A 19,241-nucleotide genomic window follows, 5' to 3' on the forward strand; every position below is an offset into this window, starting at 1 on the left:
ATTGCCGTAGGAAGTGCGTGGGTGCCGGCTTGCCATGATGGGCACCCCCGCAGAGGGCTTTGGATCGGGCCGGCCGGTGTCGTCCAGGTGCCGGCTGACCCGGTGGTACTCCTGAATCAGAGCGCAGCGGGATTCAGGGGCTCTTGCAGGTGATGTTTCCCGGCGCCGGGCTGGAGTTGCCGGTGGCGGTGAAGCCGAAGGTGACGGTGCCGTTGTACGCGAGGGTGCCGTTGTACGCGCTGTTGCGCACCGTGACGGATCCGCTGGTCCCGGTGTTCACCCCGTCCCAGAGACTGCTGATGGACTGACCGGAGGCCAGGCTCATGCCGACGGTCCAGCCGTTGAGCGTGCTGGTGCCGTTGTTGCGGATGGTCACCTCGCCCTGGAAGCCACCGGGCCAGCTGTTGACGTTGCGGTAGGCGGCGGTGCAGGTGCCGTTGGTGCCACCGCCACCCGGGTCACCGCCCGGGTCGCCTCCCGTGCCGCCGCCCGGGTCACCGCCGTTGCCGCCTCCGCCGTCGGTCAGGGTCGGGGTCTGCCAGTCCCGCCACGTGGACAGGTTGCCGGACTTGCCGGGGGCGATCCTGAACACGCCGGAGCCGCTTCCCGTGCCCAGCAGGAACTTCTGGATGTTCTGCTGCAAAGGTGTCTTCCACTCGGACCTGACGGCGCAGTGGGTCCCGTCCTGGACGTCGGACCAGTAGCTGATGTTGCTCCCCGCGCCGAGCGCCTTGTAGACCTCGGCCGCGCCCAGCGCCGCCACGCTGCCCGACCTGGCGGCAAGCCAGTCGACGTACGGGTTCTCCATGACGAACAGCCCGCGCGGCGCGACCATGCCCAGGATCTCGTGGGTGTCCACCGGCAGCGAGTTCGGGTTGCCCGTGTAGGAGCTGAACGCGTCGCCCAGCCAGGGCTGTTCCGAGTAGGCGCTGCTCAGCGGCTGGGCGCCGTTCTCCCCCGGAATACCGCGGAGGATGGGAACGCCGCCGCTCCCGGACTCGATCGGCATGGTCAGCGCGACGCGCTGGTCGAACGCGCCGGCCACGATGGCACCCTTGCCGAACCGCGAGCATCCCGTGACGCCGGTCGCGCTCGCCTTGAGGATGTTGCCGCCCGACTGCTCGATGACGTCGATGATCCGGCTCACGCCCCAGGACCAGGCCATCAGCAGGCCCGTGCTGCTGGACGAGCCGTACACGCTGTAGAAGGCGCCCTGCTTGTTGTTCCGCGCGGTGCCCTCCTTCCCCACCGTGTAGGGGTCGTAGTTGATGACGGCGACACCGGAGGCCTTGATGGTGGCCGTGTCCGCGCCGAGCCCGCCCAGCACGATGACGGCCGGGAAGGGTCCCGAGCCACTCGGCAGGCTCACGCTCGCCGAGAAGCTCGCGCTCCTGCCCTGGTCCGACACGTTCACGGTGATGCTGCTCGCCGACACCGTGCCCGTGACACCGGCGGGTCTCGCGGGTTTCTGGCCGTAGACGGATCTCTGCGCCAGATCTCTGATCTCCGCCCGGCGGCACCGCCAGTCGGATGTGGCGGAGATGCGCGTACCGTTCAGCCTCTTGAAGGGATCGGGAAGCATGGAACTGGCCGCCGGGGAGCCCGGGTTGGGCACTGCGCAGTCCGCGCCGTCGTCCTCGCCGCCGGCTTGCACCTGCGCGGCGACGACCTGCCGGTCGGCGGCGCCCGCCTGCGCGGTGAGCGAGGGCGTGATCAGGCTCGCGGCGGCCACCAGGGCGGCGGCCGCCCACACCCGGGGCCGATATCGGTACCGATGGAAGCGCATTGGGGACCTCCAGAGGAAGGTGCGCGATCGACGGGGGACGGACCCTGCCCGGCCGGCACGACGGAGTGCCGCCGCGGGGACGGCGACCGGAGGAAACTTGGGGTTCCCGCTTCGAATGTTGCGCGGAACGCGGGTCGTCACGGCCAGCATTGGGAGCGCTCCCAAGCGTAGGAACGGGGTTGGTTCATGACAACACCCGGGAAGTGGGCCGCCCCAGTTTGGCCATTCCGGCACTGCCGTCGGCGCTCGACAGGGCCAGCAAAGGGGGCGGATGAGGGGAAACCGACGAAACCTGTGGGCGCCTGCGGCGCCACGCAACGGGAAGTTCCGGCCGTTTAGGAAAAAGCGAAAGTTTCGACGCTTCCACCGGACATCTACGGCGAACCGCTCGCGAGCCTTCACCGCACCGGACGGCGCAGCACCCCCGGCGACGGATGACAGAGTATGACAACAGGCGCACAGGGAAGGAACGTGATGAAGCGGAAACCCTCACCGTCGACGGAACCGAAGGCGGGATCCACGCCGGAGGTCGCTGCGGCCCGTCTGCGTCTGCTCGCCGAGGCGAGCCGCGCACTGGCCTCGGGCCTGGACGCGGAGGAGTCGCTGCGCCGCCTGGCCCGGGTGGTGGTTCCGCATCTGGCCGACGCCTGCGTCGTCGACATGGTCGAGGGAAACGGGCTGCGCCGTCTCACCGTCACGGACCGGGACGCGGAACGGGTGCTGCGGGTACTGCCCGGCGGGTTCCTGCCCGGGCCGGACGACTCGGCCGCCGCCCTGGCGAAGGTGCTGCGCGGTGCGGGCCCGATGATGGTCACCGACTTCGACATGCCCGATCCGGACGACTCCCTGCACGCCGCCCAGTGGGCCCTCTACCGCATGCTGGGCGCCGAGACCGCGTTGATCGTGCCCATGGGCGTACGGCGGGAGGCCCTCGGGGCGCTCACCTTCGTCCGCCGCGCCCCGGCCGTTCCCTTCGACGAGCAGGAGCAGGTTCTCGCCGCCGACCTGGGACACCGCGCGGGCCTCGCGCTGGACAACGCGCGCCTGTACGCGCTGCAACAGCACACCGCGGAGCAGCTCCAGCTCTCCCTCCTGCCCGACCTGACCGGGCTCGGGCACCTCCAGCTCGCCACCCGCTACGTGGCCGCCCGCGAGCGGGCCGAGGTCGGCGGCGACTGGTACGACGCCTTCCCACTCCCCGACGGCTCGGTGATCCTCGCGATCGGGGACGTGGTCGGCCACGACCTGGCGGCCGCGGTCCGCATGGGCCAGTTGCGCAACATGCTGCGCGCGCTCGCCTACGACAGCGGGGACGACCCGGCCGGAGTGATGAACCGCCTGGACCGGGTCATGCAGGGCCTGACCAGCATCGAACTCGTCACGGCCGTCATCGCCCGCATCGAGACGCCCCCCGACGCGCCGTGGCGGCTGCTCATGAGCAACGCCGGCCACCTTCCGCCGCTGCTCGCCCAGCCCGACGGCCGCACTCTCCTGCTGGAGGAAGGGCACGCCCCCGTGCTGGGAGTCGACCCCGCGCTCGAGCGCGAGACCGCGGCGGTCGCCCTGCCTCCCGGAGGCACTCTGCTCTTCTACACCGACGGCCTCATCGAACGCCCCGGCGAGGACATCGGCCGCGGCCTCACCCGGCTGCGCCAGCACGCGGCCGCGCTGGCCCGGGAACCGCTGACGGTCTTCCGCGACGAGCTGCTCACCCGGTTGAGCGACGACCAGCACGACGACATCGCCATCCTGGCCCTGCGCGTCCCCTGACCTCCGGCACGCATGGGTACAGAGAAGCTAAAAGTCAGTTGCAGTCGCCGAAGTGTTCGTATACGACACGCTTCGATCAATGGACGTCAGTCTTGAAGACCTCTCCTCGAACTCCCGGGCTGCGCGCCTACGGTGCGATCACCGGTCGGCCCGGGCCGTCCGGACTCAGCCGACGATCAAGGGGAGGCACCGTGGCGAGTGTGGAAGTGTCGCTGAAGGAAATGATGACCGGGGTCGAGGGGGCGCTGGGCGCGGCGGTCGTCGACTACACCAGCGGAATGGCCCTGGGAACCCTGGGCGGAGGCAAGGACCTGGATCTGACCATCGCCGCGGCGGGGAACACGGACGTCATCCGCGCCAAGGTCCGCACCATGGAGCAGTTGGGCCTGAACAGTCAGATCCAGGACGTGCTGATCACGCTCGGCGACCAGTACCACCTGATCCGCCTGGTCACCGGGCGCAACGGCAACGGCCTGTTCCTCTATCTGGTCCTGGACAAGTCCCGTTCGAATCTGGCGATGGCCCGCCACCAGCTCAAGCGCGTCGAGGAACAGCTCGAGGTCTAGGTCTTTCCGCGCCCCGGGCCGACGTGCGCCCATGATGTGAAAACTTCTTCAAGTCACCACATCAGCATGATTCCAACTCGTGGTTGCACGCGGCCCGGGGCGAGAAGGATCTGCTCTGCAAGGCACGTTTCCGCGTGGCGCCCTCCGGGGCGCCACCGCGTCCTTGGACCATTCCCGATGCGGCAGGGAGCACGCACTCATGCAAGTCCCCCTCTACCAGGCCAAGGCGGAGTTCTTCCGCATGCTCGGACACCCCGTGCGCATCCGGGTCCTGGAGCTGCTCCAGCACGGTCCCGTGCCCGTACGTGATCTGCTCGCCGACATCGAGATCGAGCCGTCCAGCCTCTCGCAGCAACTGGCCGTGCTGCGACGCTCCGGCATCGTCGTGTCCATCCGGGAAGGATCCACGGTCCGTTACGCCCTCGCCGGCGGCGATGTCGCCGAACTGCTGCGCGCGGCCCGCCGCATCCTCACCGAGCTCCTGGCCGGCCAGAACGAACTGCTCGCCGAACTCCGGCAGACCGACGGCGCCGCGACCGCGGGCGCCCCGGGTGGACAGCAGATGTAGCCGAGTCGCTCAGCGGCGCCGAGTCGGCGGCTCCAGGGCGAACGCGGCGGTCTTCAGCGAACGTCGCATGGCCAGCACCATCGGGCGCTCCACGAACCGGTGCACGAGATAGGACAGCACGACCAGCGCGGCGACCGTGACCCCGACCAGGAGCAGGGGATCGGCCCGGTCGCCGAAGTGGTGCGCGACGGTCATTCCGAGCGTGTCGTGCAGCAGGTACAGCGGGAAGGTCATCGTGCCCATGACGGTCAGCCCGCGCCAGCGAAGCCGGCGGGTCCAGCCGAGCGCGATGGCGCCGACCATCAGGAAGAAGACCGTGACCGCCAGGACCAGCCAGCCGCGCCACGGCGACCAGGTCTCCCAGTTGTTGCGGCCACCGGTGGGGGCCAGCAGGAAGTGCAGCGCCAGCAGCCACGACATGGCGACGATGCCCCACAGCAGAGGTGTCGGCCGGTACCGGTACATGAGGTGGAAGGCCATGCCCGCGATGAAGTACGGGGCCGACGTCGGGTTGACCACGAGCGTGAGCAGCGGGATGTGGGCGGCGGGCGCGAGTACCGCGGCGACCGTCCACAACCCGCAGAAGATCACCACGCGCTGGTAGGTGAGGCCCTTCCACACCACGACCGCGAACGTGAGGTAGAAGCAGAGCTCCGGCCAGAGGGTCCAGTAGACCGGGTCCAGGTTGGGCACACCGAGCGGGGTCTGCAGCATCGTGAAGTTCGCCAGCAGGACGCGCGGGTGCGGGTGCCCGAAGGGCGTGTCGGCGAAGTAGATGACGCACGCCGACACCGCGATGGCGATCCAGTACATCGGGTACAGGCGGGTGACGCGTGAGATGAAGAAGTCACGCGGTGTGCGCCCCCACGCGCTCATGCAGATGACGAAGCCGCTGATCAGGAAGAACAGGTCGACGCCGAGCCGCCCGAAGGCGAAATAGCCGTGCAGCTCCGGGAAGACGCTCTGGTAGGGGCGCCCCCAGATGCCCTTCATCGCCTCCGGGGTCTGGCCGACGAAGTGGAAGAGCACCACCGACAGCGCCGCCAGGAACCGCAGCCCGTCCAGTGCGGCGAGCCGGTCTCTTCCGGTGCCCTTGCCGGCGACGATCACCCGTGCCGCAGGGGACGCCTGCGGCACCAGCACTTCCTCTGTGACCGCCCCCTCGTTCCGCGGTCGCGTGGCTGCACCGGCCGATGCCCTGCGATCCGTGTGGGTCATATCTCCCGTTCCAGAGTCGTCCTTTACCGAAAGGGCCCTGGAATCCGGATCACTGTGCCCGACGGGCGGATGGCGATTTCGCCGAGTTTGCACTCATTCCGCTGCGGGGCGAGTGCCGGCACCGCCCTGGCCCACAGAGGGGGCCTACCCGATGTCTCCGATGGGATACGGGACCGCCGGGGTGACACGGACCGCACACAGGAGCGACCCCTCCCCCGCCGGGGCGCCCTGGTCATCCCGGAAACTCCCGGCCGAACACCGTCGCCGCCCGCCCCCGACAGCGTCAACTCGATCAACACCCCCGGTCGCCGTCGTCCACCCACCGAGCACTGGCCTTCGACTGGGAGATGGCGCCGGCCGTCAGACGTCGGATCGGCCACCCGAACCCCCGGTGACTGGAGCGATTCGGCCGGATCACCGCCGAGACCCTCGTGCCGGCCGGCGGTCCGCACAGTCATGTCCCCCAGGACGGCATCGCCGAGCTCGCCCGCCGCGTCCCCGACGGAAGCGTGGTCACCATCCCGGTCGGACACCTGATCCACGATGCGGCGCCGGAGGCGTTCACGGAGGCGGTTCCTGCGTTCCTGCCCGCGGTGGGCGACCGGTGCCGGTGAATCGGCGGGGCTGTTCCCGGTCTCGACTACTCTGCAGGGCGTGATCGACTCGTACGCGGGACTTGATGATGCCGGGGTTGCCGTCGCTGCGGCACGTGCGGGCGCGGACGTGGTGCGCACCTTGTACGGCCGACCGCTCGCCCGCATCGACAAGGGTGCCGGGGACTTCGCCACGGCCGCCGATGTGGAGGCCGAAAAGGCGATCCTCGCCGTCCTCCGGGCCGCCCGGCCGGATGACGCGGTGCTCGGTGAGGAGAGCGGACAGCAGGGCGCTTCCGACGCCGCGCGTCAGTGGTTGGTGGATCCGTTGTGCGGCACGCTGAACCACGCCGTCGGCAACATGCTGGTCGCCGTCAACGTGGCGCTGCGCGACGGGGCGGCGGCGGTGGCCGATCCGTTCAGCGGCGAGGTCTTCTTCACCAGCGGCGAGACCGCCTGGGTGCGGCGGGATGGGGCCTCCGCGCCGCTGACGCCCACGTCCGCGACCCGGCTGGTGGACGTCAACCTGGACCCGCCGTTCCCGAGCGCGCCCGGCTTCCGGGCCGTGGACCTGCTGGCCCGCCCCGGGTTCGTCGAGCTGTTCCGGCCGCGGGTCGTCTCCACGACGCTCGCGTTGGCCTGGGTCGCCGCCGGCAAGCGCGCGGCGTACGTCACCGACGGCGGGGACCTGTCCGGGAGCGTGCATTTCGCCGCCGGCATCGCTCTGTGCCGGGCCGGCGGCTGCGTGGTCACCGGGATCGACGGCGCTCCGATCGGGCCGGCGGGCCGCGGACTCGTCGCGGCCGCCGACGCCGATACCCACCGGGCGCTGATGGCGATGATCCGCGGCGGTGGCTAGTGTCGCGGCAGGCAAGCAAGTCAAGGAGCGGCGTCCGGTGCGTGCTCTGCCTGACCTGACCTGACAGGGCGGTCATCGTCCCGATGCGGTCGATCTTCGAGCCTTGGTCACGACGGGTCCGCCCCGTGCTACGCGGTGCCGTGGCCGTCCAGGAAGCGGAGCAGTACGGAGGCTTCCTCGCGGAGTCGGGCGGCTCGGTCGGCGTGGGCGGGGGTGGTCAACTGCGCTGCGGCTTCGAGTCGTTCGGTGGCCTCGGCACGCACGATGTCCGCCACGCCGCTCTCGCTCAGCTCGCGTCGCACGGCCTCGGTGGCACCGGCACCGACCGGTGACTGCTCCAGGGCCAGGCCACGTGTCTCGGTCTCGCCCACGGGCACCGCCTCCGCATTGTCCAAGGCGGCGAGTGTCGCGCGCAGGGCGCTCACCGCGGCCTTGTCGCGGGCGCGCATCGCTTCCGGCAGGGCTTGACGCATACGTACACGTAGGGACATGCCGGGACCCTACGGGGCTGTTCCTGGTCCCACAACGCAATATCCCAGGCACGCCCGCCGACTCGGCGTGCAGTCGCCGGTGCCCGCTTGATGAGGGCGTCGATGCTTCGGGCGGCCAAGGGGCGGTCGGCGGAGGCTGCGCGCACTCCGGCGCGCGCGGCATGCAGTTCCGGTGAGGGCCCTCGCTCGGCGAGCAGTACCGCCAGCGCCTCCCAGTGGCCCAACCGTTTGTCCTGGAGCTCCGACAACTCGCCGACGTAGCGGCCTGGTCGCAGCAACTCCGCCAACCGGCCCGCCGCTTGTGCGACGGCAGCGAGGAGATCGGAGCGCAGCCGGTCGACGTCCGTGTCGGCTGTCAGACCCCTGGCAGTCGCGTCGAGGGCGGGTATTCCGCCACGACAAGCCCTCGATCACCGAAGGTCCTCAGCGCTTGAGGAATGCCTCCACCTCGTCGCGGTGGGGCAGCGATGGCTGGGCGCCGGGGCGGATGGTGCTGAGTGCCGCCGCGGCGCAGGCCCAACGGACGGCCTGTTCCAGGGTGCGGCCCTCGGCCAGGGCTACGGCGAGCGCGCCGCAGAAGCAGTCACCGGCCGCCGTGGTGTCCACCGGCTGGACCGCGAAGGCCGGGATGTGCAGCCGCGCGGTGCCCTCGAGGAGCAGCACGCCGTCACCGCCGAGGGTGACGATGACCGCGCCCGGTCCGCTCAGTTTGCCCGCGGCGGCGGCGACCTCGTCGATCGTCTCCGGGACCGGGGTGCCGGTGAGGGCGGCCAGTTCGGTGCGGTTGGGGACCAGTACGTCGACGTGGCGGGGCGGGACGGCGCCCTCGACGGCGGGTGCGGGGTTGTGCACGACGATGCCTCCGGCCAGCTCGGCGGCCGCGTGGTTGGCCTCGTCGGGGACCTCCTGCTGGAGGACGGTGACCTTGGCCCGGTTCAGCACGTCGGCGGCGGCCCGGCAGTCGGCCGCGGTCAGGCGGGAGTTGGCGCCGGGGCTGACGATGATCGAGTTCTCGCCCGACGGGTTGACGGCGATCAGCGCGCGCCCGGTGGGCACTCCGGGGGTACGGGACAGGTGCGCGGTGTCGACGCCCTCGGCGCGCACCGCGGCGGCCATCACGTCGGCCGCGTCGTCCTCGCCGACGCGACCGATCAGGGCGACCCGTCCGCCGAGCCGGGCCGCGGCGACCGCCTGGTTGGCCCCCTTGCCGCCGGGGTGCTCGACGATGTCCCCGCCCAGCACTGTCTCCCCCGGCACCGGATGCCGGGGAACGGGTGTGACGAGATCGAGGTTGAGGCTTCCGACGACTGCGATCACTGGTGTTCCTCTGGGGTTCTGCTGCCGGGGATGGTCGTGGGCGCGATGGCGCGGGGAGCGCTGGAGGCGCGTACGACGAGTTCGGGTGAGAGGCGGACGGACCGGTACGCCTCGGCTCCCCCGTCGGCGAGCCGCTGGTCGAGGAGCCGGAGCGCCTCGGCCGCGACCTGGGCGGCGGGCTGGCGGACCGTGGTCAGGTTCGGTTCGGCGAGGCTCGCCATGGGGATGTCGTCGAAGCCGGTGACGGCGACCTCGCCGGGCACGTCGACGCCGAGTTGTCCGAGGCGTTGCACCGCTCCGACCGCGATGAGGTCGTTGGCGCAGATGACGGCGTCCGGGCGGGCCGGCCAGATCCGCTCGACCGCTGCACGCCCCCACTCCACGGAGAAGTCGCCGAGTTCGGTGCGGTCGGGTGCCGTCGGGTCCAGGGCGGCGACGCCCGCCGCGTAGGCCATGCGCCGTTCGACGGCGGTCGAGGCGGTCCCGGCGGCGCCGAGGAAGCAGAACCGGCGGCGCCCGGTGCGGGCCAGGTGCTCCAGGACGAGGGCCATGCCGGCGGCGTTGTCGACGGCCACCGAGTCGGCGACGCCGGGACCGCAGGAGCGGTCGAGCAGGACCAACGGGACGCGGGCCGCGGCGAGTTCGACGGCCTCGCGGCTGTGTGTCTCATCGACAGGGATGACCAGCAGCGCGTCCACCTGCCGGTCCAGCAGGGCGGTGATCCGGGCCGCCTCGGTCCGCGGGTCGTCGTCGCAGTCGGCGAGCAGCAGGGCGCGGCCCCCGGCGTGCAGGGCGTGCTCCACCTCACGTACGAGGGAGGGGAAGAAGGGGTTCGTGATCTGCGGCAGCACCAGGCCGATGGTGCCGGTGGAGCGGCTGCGCAGGGCGCGGGCGACCTGGTTGGGGCGGTAGCCGAGGCTTTCGGCCGCGGCCCGCACACGGCGTGCCGTCTCCGCTCCCACCGGGCGCGTGCCGGCCAGCACGCGGGACACCGTGGCGACGGAGCAGCCCGACGCGCGAGCCACGTCGCGCAATGTCACCTCGGTCACCGTACTCCGCCCCCTTCTGCCGGTTCGGTTTCCTGGTCGGCACAGGGGCCTCCAGCACCGACCAGCACCGATGCCGGAGAACGTTATCACCCGCCCCTTCCGTCGCAGGCCGCCACCGAGCAGGGCGAGGTGAAAGAAAGATGTAACCGCCATTGACACATCGGCGAGGAATGGGCGAATGTTCGGGAGAACGTTTTCCCTAACGTCTCCCGAGGCGCCGGACCACTCGGCGCCCTCCGGACGCGTCCGCCCCTGGGCGTCCCCGGAGATCGGTTTCACCAAAGGTAAGCGAGCAAAGGGGCTCTCCGTTGGCCAGAAAGATCATCCTCGACTGCGACCCGGGGCACGACGACGCCATCGCCATGCTTCTGGCGCACGGCAATCCCGAGATCGAGCTCGTGGCCGTCACGACCGTGGTCGGGAACCAGACTCTGGAGAAGGTGACCCGCAACGCCCTGTCCGTGGCCCGCATCGCCGGGATCACCGGGGTGCCCTTCGCCGCGGGTTGCCCCAGGCCTCTGGTGCGCGCCATCGAGACGGCGCCGGACATCCACGGCGAGTCCGGGCTCGACGGACCCGTGCTGCCCGAGCCGACCCTGGAGCTGGACCGCCGCCACGCGGTCGACCTGATCATCGACACGGTCATGTCGCACGAGCCGGGCGAGATCACGATCGTGCCGACCGCCGGTCTGACCAACATCGCCATGGCGGTCCGCAAGGAGCCGCGCATCGCCTCGCGCGTCCGCGAGGTCGTCCTGATGGGCGGCGGCTACCACGAGGGCAACTGGAGCGCGGTCGCCGAGTTCAACATCAAGATCGACCCCGAGGCCGCGCACATCGTCTTCAACGAGAGCTGGCCGGTCACCATGGTCGGTCTCGACCTCACGCACCAGGCGCTCGCGACGCCCGCCGTCACCGAGAAGATCGCCGCGGTCGGCACCGCGCCCGCCAAGTTCGTCCTGGAGCTGCTGGACTTCTTCGGCGCGATGTACGAGCAGGCCCAGGGCTTCGAGTTCCCGCCCGTGCACGACCCCTGCGCGGTCGCCTACGTCATCGACCCGGAGGTCATGACGGTGCGCAAGGCCCCGGTGGACATCGAGCTCACCGGCACCCTGACCCTCGGCATGACCGTGGCGGACTTCCGGGCGCCCGCCCCGGACGACTGCCACACCCAGGTCGCGGTGAAGCTCGACCACGAGCGGTTCTGGAACCTGGTGGTGGACGCCCTCGAGCGGATCGGCGACGTCCAGGCATGACCGTTCCCAGCGTTTCCACAACCGACAGACCGCCAGGCTCGGGGCAGGGCTCCCCCGTCCGGATCGGTGTGCTGCTGACCGCGCTGCTCGCCGCTTGTGTGGCCTTCCAGCTCAACGCCAGCATGATCAGCCCGGCGCTGAAGAGCATGGAGGGCGCTCTCCACGCCACCTCAGCCGAGATCGGGCTCACCCAGACCGCGTTCTTCACCTCCGCGGCCCTGTTCTCGCTGTTCCTGCCACGGCTGGGCGATGTCATCGGCCGCCGCAAGGTCCTCGCCGGCATGCTGGCCCTGATGGCCGTCGGATGTGTCGTCGCAGCGTTCGCGCACAACGTCCCGGTCCTGTTCGCCGGGCGTGTCATCCAGGGCGTGTGCGGCCCGGTCGTCCCGCTGTGCCTGATCATGCTGCGGGAGGAGGTGTCCGAGCCCAAGCGCTACGGCACCCTGCTCGGTGTGATCACCGCCTTCAACGGCGGAGTCGCCGGTGTCGACTCCCTCGCGGGCGGCTACCTCTCCGACCACCACGGGTTCCAGTCGGTCTTCTGGGCGATGGCCGTCGTGGCGGCGGTCGCCACGGGAATGGTCGTTCTGATGACCCGCGAGTCCAGGGCGCCGATCGCGGCACGCATGGACTGGCCCGGCGTCGTGCTCCTCGTGGTCTCGGTCGGCTCACTGCTCGTCGCGCTGAACGAGGCCGGCAAGCTCGCCGCGGCCAACTGGCCGCTGATCGCCCTGCTCGTCGTCGTCGCCGCGGCCGCCTTCGCGCTGTTCTGGCGCACCGAGGACCGCAGCGGGCACCCCCTGGTCGCCACGCGCCATCTGCGGCAGCGCTCCACATGGGCGCTCCTGCTGACCACGGTGCTCACCATGACGGGTGTGTTCGCCGTCATGAACGGGCTGATCCCGGCGTTCGCCGAGGACGCGCAGGCCGGACTGGGCATGTCCGCGCAGCAGTCCGCGTGGTGGACCCTCACGCCGTACGCCCTGGCCGGACTGGCCATGGGCCCGATCGCGGGCCGGCTGGCCGCCACCTTCGGATACGGCCGGATCCTGCGGATCGGGCTCATCGGGGCCGCGGCGACCGTCGTGCTGATGATCCTCACGCTGCACGGCCATTCGCGCGCCCTGCTGCTGACGGCGTCCATCCTGGTGGGGATCACCTATGCCGGGATCGGGAACATCGTGCTCAACGGGCTCGGCATCGTGCTGTCCCCGCGTGAGAACCCCGGGTTCCTGCCCGGTCTGAACGCGGGTGCGTTCAACCTCGGCGCCGGTCTGAGCTTCGCGGTGCTGTACGCGGTCAAGACCGCGGCCGCGCCCGCGGACCCGGCGTCGACCGGCGACTACACGACCGCCATGATCACGGGTGCGGTCATCATGGCCCTCGCCGTCGTGACGTCGTTCCTCATCCCCAAACCGGTGGCTGCGGAAGCGCGTTGAACACGCGGGCCCCGCCGGGAGTTCACTCCCGGCGGGGCCCGCGCATAGGATTCCCGCATGACGAGTGACGAGCGGGAACAGGCCGTACAGGCGGCCATCGACGGAGAGTTGCGGCTTCTCGATCCCGAGGTGCGCGCCTCCCCGGACCGCGTCCTGGAGCTGCTTGACCCGGAGTTCACCGAGATCGGGGCCTCCGGACGCCGGTGGGACGTGGAGTCGATCCTCGCGGTGACGAGCGGCGGCTCCGTCTCCCCCGAGTCTCCGGTCAAGGTCAGCGAGATGTCCGGAGCCGTCCTTGCCCCAGGTCTCGTCCAACTCAAGTACTTCGCCGACAACCAGGGCCGCCGCGTATGGCGAAGCTCCCTGTGGCGACTGACGGAGACAGGCTGGCGCATGTACTTCCACCAGGGCACACCGGCCGGCTGAGTGCCCTCACCCCTGCGGGCGGCGCGGAGGTGAGGGCGAGGGCAGCGGTCAGCAGTTCTGCCACAGGCGGGTCATCACCCGGACGCCGAAGCGGAGGCCTTCGAGGGGGACTCGTTCGTCCACTCCGTGGAAGAGGCGGCCGTAGTCCAGGTCGTGGGGCAGTTTCAGGCCCTTGAAGCCGAAGCAGCGGATGCCGAGCTTCGTGAAGGCCTTCGCGTCGGTGCCGCCCGGGTTGCAGTACGGCACCGGATGGCCGTCGGGGTCCTCCGCGCGTACGGCCGCGCACATCGCATCGACGAGGGGGCCGTCGAAGGAGGTCTCCATGGCGATGTCGTGGTTGACCCACTGCCGGGCGACCGACGGCAGGAGCAACGCGTCGACGGTGTCGACGAGTTCCTGCTCGTGGCCGGGCAGGAAGCGGCCGTCGACGCGGGCGGTGGCCCGGCCCGGGATCACGTTCGTCTGGTAACCCGCCGAGAACATGGTGGGGTTGGCGGAGTTGCGCAGCACCACCTGCATGAAGTCGGCGACCGGACCGAGCTTGGCGAGTTCCTTGTCAAGGTCCTCGGCGTCGAAGTCGATGTCGACGCCCTGGAGCCGGGCGGCCTCGGCGAGCAGCGCGCGCACCGGTTCGATCAGGCGGATCGGGAAGGTGTGGCGGCCGATGCGGGTGAGCGATTCGGCGAGGTCGGTGACCGCGTTCTCGTCGTTGGGCGAGGAGCCGTGGCCCGCGCGGCCGGTGGCCGTCAGTTCCATCCAGGCCATACCGCGCTGGGCGTTCTCGATCGGGTACAGCCGCCGGGTGTCGTCGAGCGCGTAGCTGAACCCGCCGCCCTCGCCGATCGCCTCGGTGACTCCGGCGAACAGCTCGGGCCGGTGCTCGACCAGCCAGTGCGCACCGTATCTGCCGCCCGCCTCCTCGTCGGCGAGGAAGGCCAGGACGATGTCGCGGGACGGCCGGGTGCCGGTGCGGGCGAAGTGCCGGGCGGTGGCCAGCATGACCGCCACCGTGTCCTTCATGTCGATGGCGCCCCGGCCCCACAGGTAGCCGTCGCGGATCTCGCCGGAGAACGGCGGGACCTGCCACTCGTCCGGGTCGGCCGGTACGACGTCCAGGTGGCCGTGGACGAGCAGGGCCCCGCGGTCCGGATCGCCGCCGGTGATGCGGGCGACGACGTTGGCGCGGCCGGGCGCGCTCTCCACCAGCTCCGAGGTGATGCCGGCCTCGGCCAGCAGCTCGACGACGCGGTCCGCGCAGGCCCGCTCGTCGCTGGTGGGGTTGGAGGTGTCGAAGCGGATCAGCTCCGCGCACAGTTCGATGACCTCGCGCTGCGCCTCCTCGGAGGCGGCGACGAGTGCGGGGGTGGTGCTCATGACGCTCCTACGGGGGCCGTGCCGGTGGCGGCCGGGGCCTGCCCGGTGCCGTCGGCGGGCTCGTCGTCGAGGGTGGTGGTGCCGTACGTCCTGACCCAGCCGGCGAGCCCGAGCACGCAGTAGAGGACGAACGCGGTCAGCAGGGAGTTGAGTGCGGGGATCCCGCCGTCGTAGAACTTGCCGACGCAGAACGCCGCGGCCCAGATGACCAGGGACATCGGCACCCAGACCGGTGAGGTGGCGGGCAGGGTCTGCGTCTCGCGGGTGGCGTCGAGCGGTCCGCGCATGCGGCGCACCACCCAGTACTCGGCGACGATGATGCCGCCGACCGGCGGGATGGCCACGCCGAGCACCGTCAGGAAGTCGGTGAAGTGGGTCATGATGCCGACCGCGGACAGCAGGGTGCCGACGAGGCCGAGGACGATGGTGACCGCGCCGCGGCTCAGACGCTTGCGGAAGACGACCTGGAAGAAGTTCACGACGCCCAGCGAGGAGCCGTACAGGTTCCAGTCGTTGATCTTCGCCGTGGACATCAGGACGACCAGCACACCGAAGACGCCGGAGGTGGAGAGCACGATCTGGGAGACCTGGTTGCTGCCCACCATGTGGCCGAGGAGGACGCCGGTCATGCCGACGATGTACTCGGACAGGATCATGGAGGAGGCGCTCTGCACGAAGACGTGCGCGCCCTTCTTGTTGTAGCGGGTCATCTCGGGCGCGACGATCGCGCCGGTCATGAAGCCGCCCGCGATGGCGGTCGCGGCGACCGACAGCGGGACCGCGGGGCCGGGGGCCGGCGAGTGGATGAGGTCGGAGATCGAGTGCTCGGTCAGGGCGTCGGTGACGGACCAGGCGACCATCGCGAAGAACAGCGGGGTGACGATCTTCGCGAAGACCGCCATGTACCGGAAGCCGAAGACGACCAGCACGGTGATGGCCAGTCCCGCGACGACGCACCACAGCCACGAGGGGCCGCCGACCAGCGCGGAGACGCTGTTGCCGAAGATCGTGTTCTGCACCCCGAACCAGCCGACGAGGCTGATGGCGATGACGAGGCTGACCAACGCGGAGCCGTTGCGGCCGAAGCCGACCCAGCGGGTCAGCAGGGGGGTCGCGAGGCCCTCGCGCATCCCGGCCAGGCCGATCGCGAAGATCACGACTTCCAGGATCACGGCGCCGAGAGTGAAGGCGAGGAAGGCGTTGCCGAAGGACATTCCGACGCCGATCGTGGCGCCGAGCGTGAACTGCGAGATCGACCCCGACTGGGCGAGCCACTGGAGCAGCATCGTCCAGAAGCCGAGCCGTTCGTCGCGCGGGACGCGGGCGAGGGCGTAGTCGTCGCTGCCCAGGTCTCTGTGGCCGGCGGTGTCCGGGGCGGTGGCGGTGTTCTTGTGAGCGGCCATGATCACGACTCCCTGGGTGCGCGGCCGAGGGTCTGCAGGTGCGCCAGCGAGCCGTAACGGGACACGAGCTGGTCGAACTCCACGTCGTCGTGGAAGTCCAGGCGTCCGCCGCCGTAGGCCTTGGCGGTCTCGACGGCGAACCGGGCGGCGGCCGCGATGTCGGTCTCGTGGCTCGCGCCCGTCTGGCAGCCGGGCACCGCCGCGGCCGAGGTGACCGCGAGGCCGACGACCGGGGCGGACGTCGCCGTGGCCGGCTGAAGGATCGAATTGATGTGGTGTACACCGTTACCGTACGGGGTGATGTCCTGCGTGGTCACCGGGTACGTGACCAACGGCTCACCGGTGACCACCGCCAGCAGCTCCCCCAGCTGCTCGGCGACCTTGAGCACCCAGCCCTCCTTGACGGTGGGCGACAGGGCCAGGCCCTTGTGGTTGATGATCCGGTTGCCCTTGGTGGTGTCGATGGAGAGCACCGCCTCCATCTCGTCCGTGACCTCGTGCCGGTTCATGGTCGCGATGTCGACAGGCGAGTCCATGAACGGCACCGGGTCGTGCGGTGCGGTCGGGGCGTTCGGGCAGATGTGGGTGGCCACGATCACGTCGCCGTCGAGCACGTCGCCGCGGCGGCGCATGTCCAGCAGCTTGGCGGCGGTGGCGATGGCGGCGATCGCGCCGTCCGCGTCGGAGACCAGGCCGGTGATCTCCGGACGGGCACCCACACCACCGAGCCGTCCGACCACGCCGAGGGTGCGCGAGGCGCCACCGCGGCTGCGGCCGGTGCCGCCGGCCACGCGCACGAGGACGAAGTCCGTGGAGCCCCGCTCACCGGTGACGGTGGTGACCTGGGCGCCGGAGCCGGCGGGGCCCGCCACGGAGTCGAGGTAGGCGGCGACTCGCTTGCCGTCGGCATCGGGATCGTCCAGCAGATCCACGATGTCCAGGACGTACTTCAACATGGGCAGCTTCTCCTGATCCGCACCTGAGGCGGTGCTGACAGAAGATTCGGGATCCGTTAACCTTCTTCGCAACTATTTCCCGTTATCTGCAATTCAGGTCTGAATGGCGAGATGGGCGGACGGACGTCCATGCGGACGTCATGCGGAGAGGAGTTGCCGTGCCTGACATCCCCGTCGACCGGAAGACCCCGGCCGGGGCACTGCAGACCGTCGACCGCGCCCTGCTGGTGCTGCTCGCGTTCGAGCGCACCCGGCCCGACTGGGGGGTGACGGAGGTCGCCACCGAGTTCGGCTGGGACACCTCCGTCGCACAGCGGCTGCTGTCCACCCTGGCCGGGCGCGGCTTCCTGGTGTCCGATCCGGCGACCCGCCGCTACCGGATCGGTCCCGCCGCCCTGCGGCTGGGCCGCCTCTGGGAGCGCTCCGGCTCGCTGGAACTGCTCGCGGAACCGGTCCTTCAGGAACTGCGCGCGGCGACCGGGGACACGGTCCTGTTCTGTCTGCCCGACAGCTTCCACATGCGGTGCGTGGCGGCGGTCGAGGGCGAGGAGGGGCCGCTGCGGTACTACCCTCTCGTCGGCGAGCTGTACCCGGCGCACGCGGGGGCGACCAGCAAGTCGTACTACGCGTTCCTGCCCGACGAGCAGCGCCACCGGCTCTTCCGCGGCCGCCCCATGGCCCGTTTCACCGAGCGCACGGTCACCGACCCCGACCAGTTGGAACGCGAGTTCCGCCAGGTCAGGGCGCAGGGCTACGCATGGACGGTCGGCGAGTACGACGCCGGCATCGGCACCGTCGCCGTGCCGGTCTTCCTCGGTGCCGAGCCCTACGGCAGCCTCAGCCTGGGGGCCGCCAGGGAGCGTTTCCCGGACGGCCCCGAGGACCGGCTCGACGCGCTCCGCAAGGCGGCCCGCCTGCTGGAGCAGCGGCTGACGCACCCGCCCCAGCACCATCACCGCCCGCGCACCCGCACGGCCTGACGCAACGAACCCATGGTGAGGAACACCCCTTGAACCTGCTTCTTCTGTCCAACTCGACCCAGCACGGCCGCGGTTACCTGGAACACGCCCTCGACACCGTGACCGCGTTCCTGCCGGCCCGGGCACGGCTCGCGTTCGTGCCGTACGCGCTCGCCGACCACGACGCCTACACGGCCAAGGTGCGCGACGCGCTCGCCGGGGCCGGCATCGACGTGCACGGTGTGCACGAGGACGGTGACCCGGTCGGCCGGCTCGCCGAGGCGGACGCCGTGTTCGTCGGCGGCGGCAACTCCTTCCGGCTGCTGACCGCCCTGTACCGGACGGGTCTGCGGGACGCGCTGATCAAGGCGGTCGGGGACGGGCTGCCCTACATGGGCGCCAGCGCGGGCACCAACATGGCCGCGCCCACGCTGCGCACCACCAACGACATGCCGATCGTCAAGCCCCCGTCCTTCGAGGCCCTGGGACTGGTCCCGTTCCAGATCAATCCGCACTACCTGGACCCCGACCCGCGCTCCACGCACAAGGGGGAGACCCGCGAGGAGCGCCTGACGGAGTTCCTCGAGGAGAACGACGTACCGGTGCTCGGCCTGCGCGAGGGCTCCTGGCTGCGCGTGGCCGGAACCCGCGCCACGGTCGGCGGCGAGAACGACGCGCGCCTCTTCCGCCGCGGCACGGCGCCGCGGGAGGTGCCGGTCGGCTCGGACGTGTCCGAACTGCTCACCGTCACACCGGAGTACGACACACCGGCGCGGTAAGCCGGAGAGCAAGCCCGGGAGGACCCGGGAGGCCGGGACGGCGCGGGGCCCCTGGACAACCGCGGGCCCGCGGCGGCGCGCACACCCGGCACCGCCGGGCGCCCGCGCTGAGCGGCGTGACGGGATTCGGGTCGACCGGACACCCGGAACGACCAGGGACCCGCGCCAGGCGGCGCGACGGCGACTCGGACCGACCGGGACAGCCGAACCGCCCGGAACACCCAGTAACCCACACGAGCCAGGCCCGAAACACCCAGGCGCCCAGCACGAGCAGAGGCCCCACACGGGCAGGCGCCCGACACGGGCAGAGGCCCGCACCAGGCGGCACGACGGCGAATCGGACCGACCGGGACAGCCGAACCGCCCGGAACACCCAGTAACCCACACGAGCCAGGCCCGAAACACCCAGGCGCCCAGCACGAGCAGAGGCCC

At 70.8% G+C, this 19,241-nt stretch carries 18 protein-coding genes; 10 read left to right on the plus strand and 8 right to left on the minus strand.

Going from position 1 to position 19,241, the window contains the following annotated elements; translation table 11 throughout:
- Positions 1 to 133: 133 nt before the first annotated feature.
- On the minus strand, positions 134 to 1,786 hold the full coding sequence (locus ACFY3J_RS23415) for a cellulose binding domain-containing protein (protein WP_384184115.1): 1,653 nt from the start codon (positions 1,784 to 1,786) through the stop codon (positions 134 to 136).
- 474 nt (positions 1,787 to 2,260) lie between these two features.
- On the opposite strand from ACFY3J_RS23415, the gene ACFY3J_RS23420 reads away from it, so the two are divergent.
- The 3 genes from ACFY3J_RS23420 (at position 2,261) to ACFY3J_RS23430 (ending at position 4,690) form a co-directional block, all read left to right on the plus strand.
- Positions 2,261 to 3,556, plus strand: a complete 1,296-nt coding sequence (locus tag ACFY3J_RS23420; protein ID WP_384184118.1) for a PP2C family protein-serine/threonine phosphatase — start codon at positions 2,261 to 2,263, stop codon at positions 3,554 to 3,556.
- A gap of 191 nt (positions 3,557 to 3,747) precedes the next feature.
- On the plus strand, positions 3,748 to 4,122 hold the full coding sequence (locus tag ACFY3J_RS23425; protein WP_384184121.1) for a hypothetical protein: 375 nt from the start codon (positions 3,748 to 3,750) through the stop codon (positions 4,120 to 4,122).
- A 199-nt stretch (positions 4,123 to 4,321) separates the two neighbouring features.
- The gene (locus tag ACFY3J_RS23430) at positions 4,322 to 4,690 is read left to right on the plus strand and encodes a helix-turn-helix transcriptional regulator (RefSeq protein ID WP_225078738.1); all 369 of its coding nucleotides are present in this window, start codon (positions 4,322 to 4,324) and stop codon (positions 4,688 to 4,690) included.
- A 9-nt stretch (positions 4,691 to 4,699) separates the two neighbouring features.
- On the opposite strand, the gene ACFY3J_RS23435 is transcribed toward ACFY3J_RS23430, so the two are convergent.
- Entirely contained in the window at positions 4,700 to 5,827 is a 1,128-nt protein-coding gene (locus ACFY3J_RS23435) for an acyltransferase family protein (protein WP_384184124.1), read from the minus strand.
- A 512-nt stretch (positions 5,828 to 6,339) separates the two neighbouring features.
- On the opposite strand from ACFY3J_RS23435, the gene ACFY3J_RS23440 reads away from it, so the two are divergent.
- Both ACFY3J_RS23440 and ACFY3J_RS23445 read left to right on the plus strand, forming a co-directional pair.
- Positions 6,340 to 6,522: an alpha/beta fold hydrolase gene (locus ACFY3J_RS23440; protein WP_384184127.1), complete on the plus strand. Its 183-nt coding sequence runs from the start codon at positions 6,340 to 6,342 to the stop codon at positions 6,520 to 6,522.
- A 40-nt stretch (positions 6,523 to 6,562) separates the two neighbouring features.
- Positions 6,563 to 7,360 carry an inositol monophosphatase family protein gene (locus ACFY3J_RS23445; RefSeq protein ID WP_384184130.1) on the plus strand — a complete coding sequence of 266 codons (798 nt, stop codon included), beginning with the start codon at positions 6,563 to 6,565 and terminating at the stop codon, positions 7,358 to 7,360.
- 128 nt (positions 7,361 to 7,488) lie between these two features.
- On the opposite strand, the gene ACFY3J_RS23450 is transcribed toward ACFY3J_RS23445, so the two are convergent.
- From ACFY3J_RS23450 to ACFY3J_RS23460, 3 genes are all read right to left on the minus strand, one after another.
- On the minus strand, positions 7,489 to 7,809 hold the full coding sequence (locus ACFY3J_RS23450) for a hypothetical protein (protein WP_384184185.1): 321 nt from the start codon (positions 7,807 to 7,809) through the stop codon (positions 7,489 to 7,491).
- A 465-nt stretch (positions 7,810 to 8,274) separates the two neighbouring features.
- Positions 8,275 to 9,168 carry a ribokinase gene (gene rbsK, locus ACFY3J_RS23455; protein WP_390841671.1) on the minus strand — a complete coding sequence of 298 codons (894 nt, stop codon included), beginning with the start codon at positions 9,166 to 9,168 and terminating at the stop codon, positions 8,275 to 8,277.
- On the minus strand, positions 9,165 to 10,208 hold the full coding sequence (locus ACFY3J_RS23460) for a LacI family DNA-binding transcriptional regulator (protein WP_390841672.1): 1,044 nt from the start codon (positions 10,206 to 10,208) through the stop codon (positions 9,165 to 9,167). The genes rbsK and ACFY3J_RS23460 overlap by 4 nt, the downstream gene beginning before the upstream one ends.
- A 317-nt stretch (positions 10,209 to 10,525) precedes the next feature.
- Here ACFY3J_RS23460 and ACFY3J_RS23465 point away from each other — a divergent pair, with 317 nt between their 5' ends.
- Genes ACFY3J_RS23465 through ACFY3J_RS23475 form a run of 3 tightly spaced genes read left to right on the plus strand, consistent with a single transcriptional unit; the run spans position 10,526 to position 13,338 of the window.
- Positions 10,526 to 11,473: a nucleoside hydrolase gene (locus ACFY3J_RS23465; RefSeq protein WP_141364909.1), complete on the plus strand. Its 948-nt coding sequence runs from the start codon at positions 10,526 to 10,528 to the stop codon at positions 11,471 to 11,473.
- A complete protein-coding gene (locus tag ACFY3J_RS23470; protein ID WP_390841673.1) occupies positions 11,470 to 12,912 on the plus strand; it encodes an MFS transporter in 1,443 nt (480 codons plus the stop codon). Before ACFY3J_RS23465 ends, ACFY3J_RS23470 begins: the two co-directional genes overlap by 4 nt.
- Before the next feature lie 57 nt (positions 12,913 to 12,969).
- Complete coding sequence (locus ACFY3J_RS23475; RefSeq protein WP_390841674.1) at positions 12,970 to 13,338, plus strand: DUF4440 domain-containing protein; 369 nt, start codon at positions 12,970 to 12,972, stop codon at positions 13,336 to 13,338.
- Positions 13,339 to 13,386: 48 nt separating this feature from the next.
- Here ACFY3J_RS23475 and ACFY3J_RS23480 read toward each other — a convergent pair whose 3' ends face one another.
- The 3 genes from ACFY3J_RS23480 to ACFY3J_RS23490 are packed head-to-tail and all read right to left on the minus strand — an operon-like array spanning position 13,387 to position 17,071.
- The gene (locus tag ACFY3J_RS23480; RefSeq protein WP_384184147.1) at positions 13,387 to 14,712 is read right to left on the minus strand and encodes a M20/M25/M40 family metallo-hydrolase; all 1,326 of its coding nucleotides are present in this window, start codon (positions 14,710 to 14,712) and stop codon (positions 13,387 to 13,389) included.
- Positions 14,709 to 16,115, minus strand: a complete 1,407-nt coding sequence (locus tag ACFY3J_RS23485) for a cytosine permease (protein ID WP_390841675.1) — start codon at positions 16,113 to 16,115, stop codon at positions 14,709 to 14,711. Before ACFY3J_RS23485 ends, ACFY3J_RS23480 begins: the two co-directional genes overlap by 4 nt.
- 2 nt (positions 16,116 to 16,117) lie before the next feature.
- Positions 16,118 to 17,071 (minus strand): DUF1177 domain-containing protein, encoded by a 954-nt coding sequence (locus ACFY3J_RS23490; RefSeq protein ID WP_384184153.1) that lies wholly within the window; start codon positions 17,069 to 17,071, stop codon positions 16,118 to 16,120.
- A 140-nt stretch (positions 17,072 to 17,211) separates the two neighbouring features.
- Here ACFY3J_RS23490 and ACFY3J_RS23495 point away from each other — a divergent pair, with 140 nt between their 5' ends.
- Both ACFY3J_RS23495 and pepE read left to right on the plus strand, forming a co-directional pair.
- On the plus strand, positions 17,212 to 18,051 hold the full coding sequence (locus tag ACFY3J_RS23495) for an IclR family transcriptional regulator (RefSeq protein ID WP_390841676.1): 840 nt from the start codon (positions 17,212 to 17,214) through the stop codon (positions 18,049 to 18,051).
- Between the two features lie 29 nt (positions 18,052 to 18,080).
- A complete protein-coding gene (gene pepE, locus ACFY3J_RS23500) occupies positions 18,081 to 18,809 on the plus strand; it encodes a dipeptidase PepE (protein WP_384184159.1) in 729 nt (242 codons plus the stop codon).
- Positions 18,810 to 19,241 lie beyond the last annotated feature (432 nt).

Origin of the sequence: Streptomyces sp. NPDC001231 (assembly GCF_042896885.1) — a bacterium.
GTDB lineage: Bacteria > Actinomycetota > Actinomycetes > Streptomycetales > Streptomycetaceae > Streptomyces.

Coding starts and splice junctions, on each gene's coding strand:
- ACFY3J_RS23420 (WP_384184118.1), top strand. CDS start 2,261: ATGAAGCGGAAACCCTCACCGTCGACGGAACCGAAGGCGGGATCCACG.
- ACFY3J_RS23450 (WP_384184185.1), bottom strand. CDS start 7,809: ATGCGCGCCCGCGACAAGGCCGCGGTGAGCGCCCTGCGCGCGACACTC.
- ACFY3J_RS23470 (WP_390841673.1), top strand. CDS start 11,470: ATGACCGTTCCCAGCGTTTCCACAACCGACAGACCGCCAGGCTCGGGG.
- ACFY3J_RS23480 (WP_384184147.1), bottom strand. CDS start 14,712: ATGAGCACCACCCCCGCACTCGTCGCCGCCTCCGAGGAGGCGCAGCGC.
- ACFY3J_RS23430 (WP_225078738.1), top strand. CDS start 4,322: ATGCAAGTCCCCCTCTACCAGGCCAAGGCGGAGTTCTTCCGCATGCTC.
- ACFY3J_RS23495 (WP_390841676.1), top strand. CDS start 17,212: ATGCGGAGAGGAGTTGCCGTGCCTGACATCCCCGTCGACCGGAAGACC.
- ACFY3J_RS23490 (WP_384184153.1), bottom strand. CDS start 17,071: ATGTTGAAGTACGTCCTGGACATCGTGGATCTGCTGGACGATCCCGAT.
- ACFY3J_RS23485 (WP_390841675.1), bottom strand. CDS start 16,115: ATGGCCGCTCACAAGAACACCGCCACCGCCCCGGACACCGCCGGCCAC.
- ACFY3J_RS23415 (WP_384184115.1), bottom strand. CDS start 1,786: ATGCGCTTCCATCGGTACCGATATCGGCCCCGGGTGTGGGCGGCCGCC.
- ACFY3J_RS23475 (WP_390841674.1), top strand. CDS start 12,970: ATGACGAGTGACGAGCGGGAACAGGCCGTACAGGCGGCCATCGACGGA.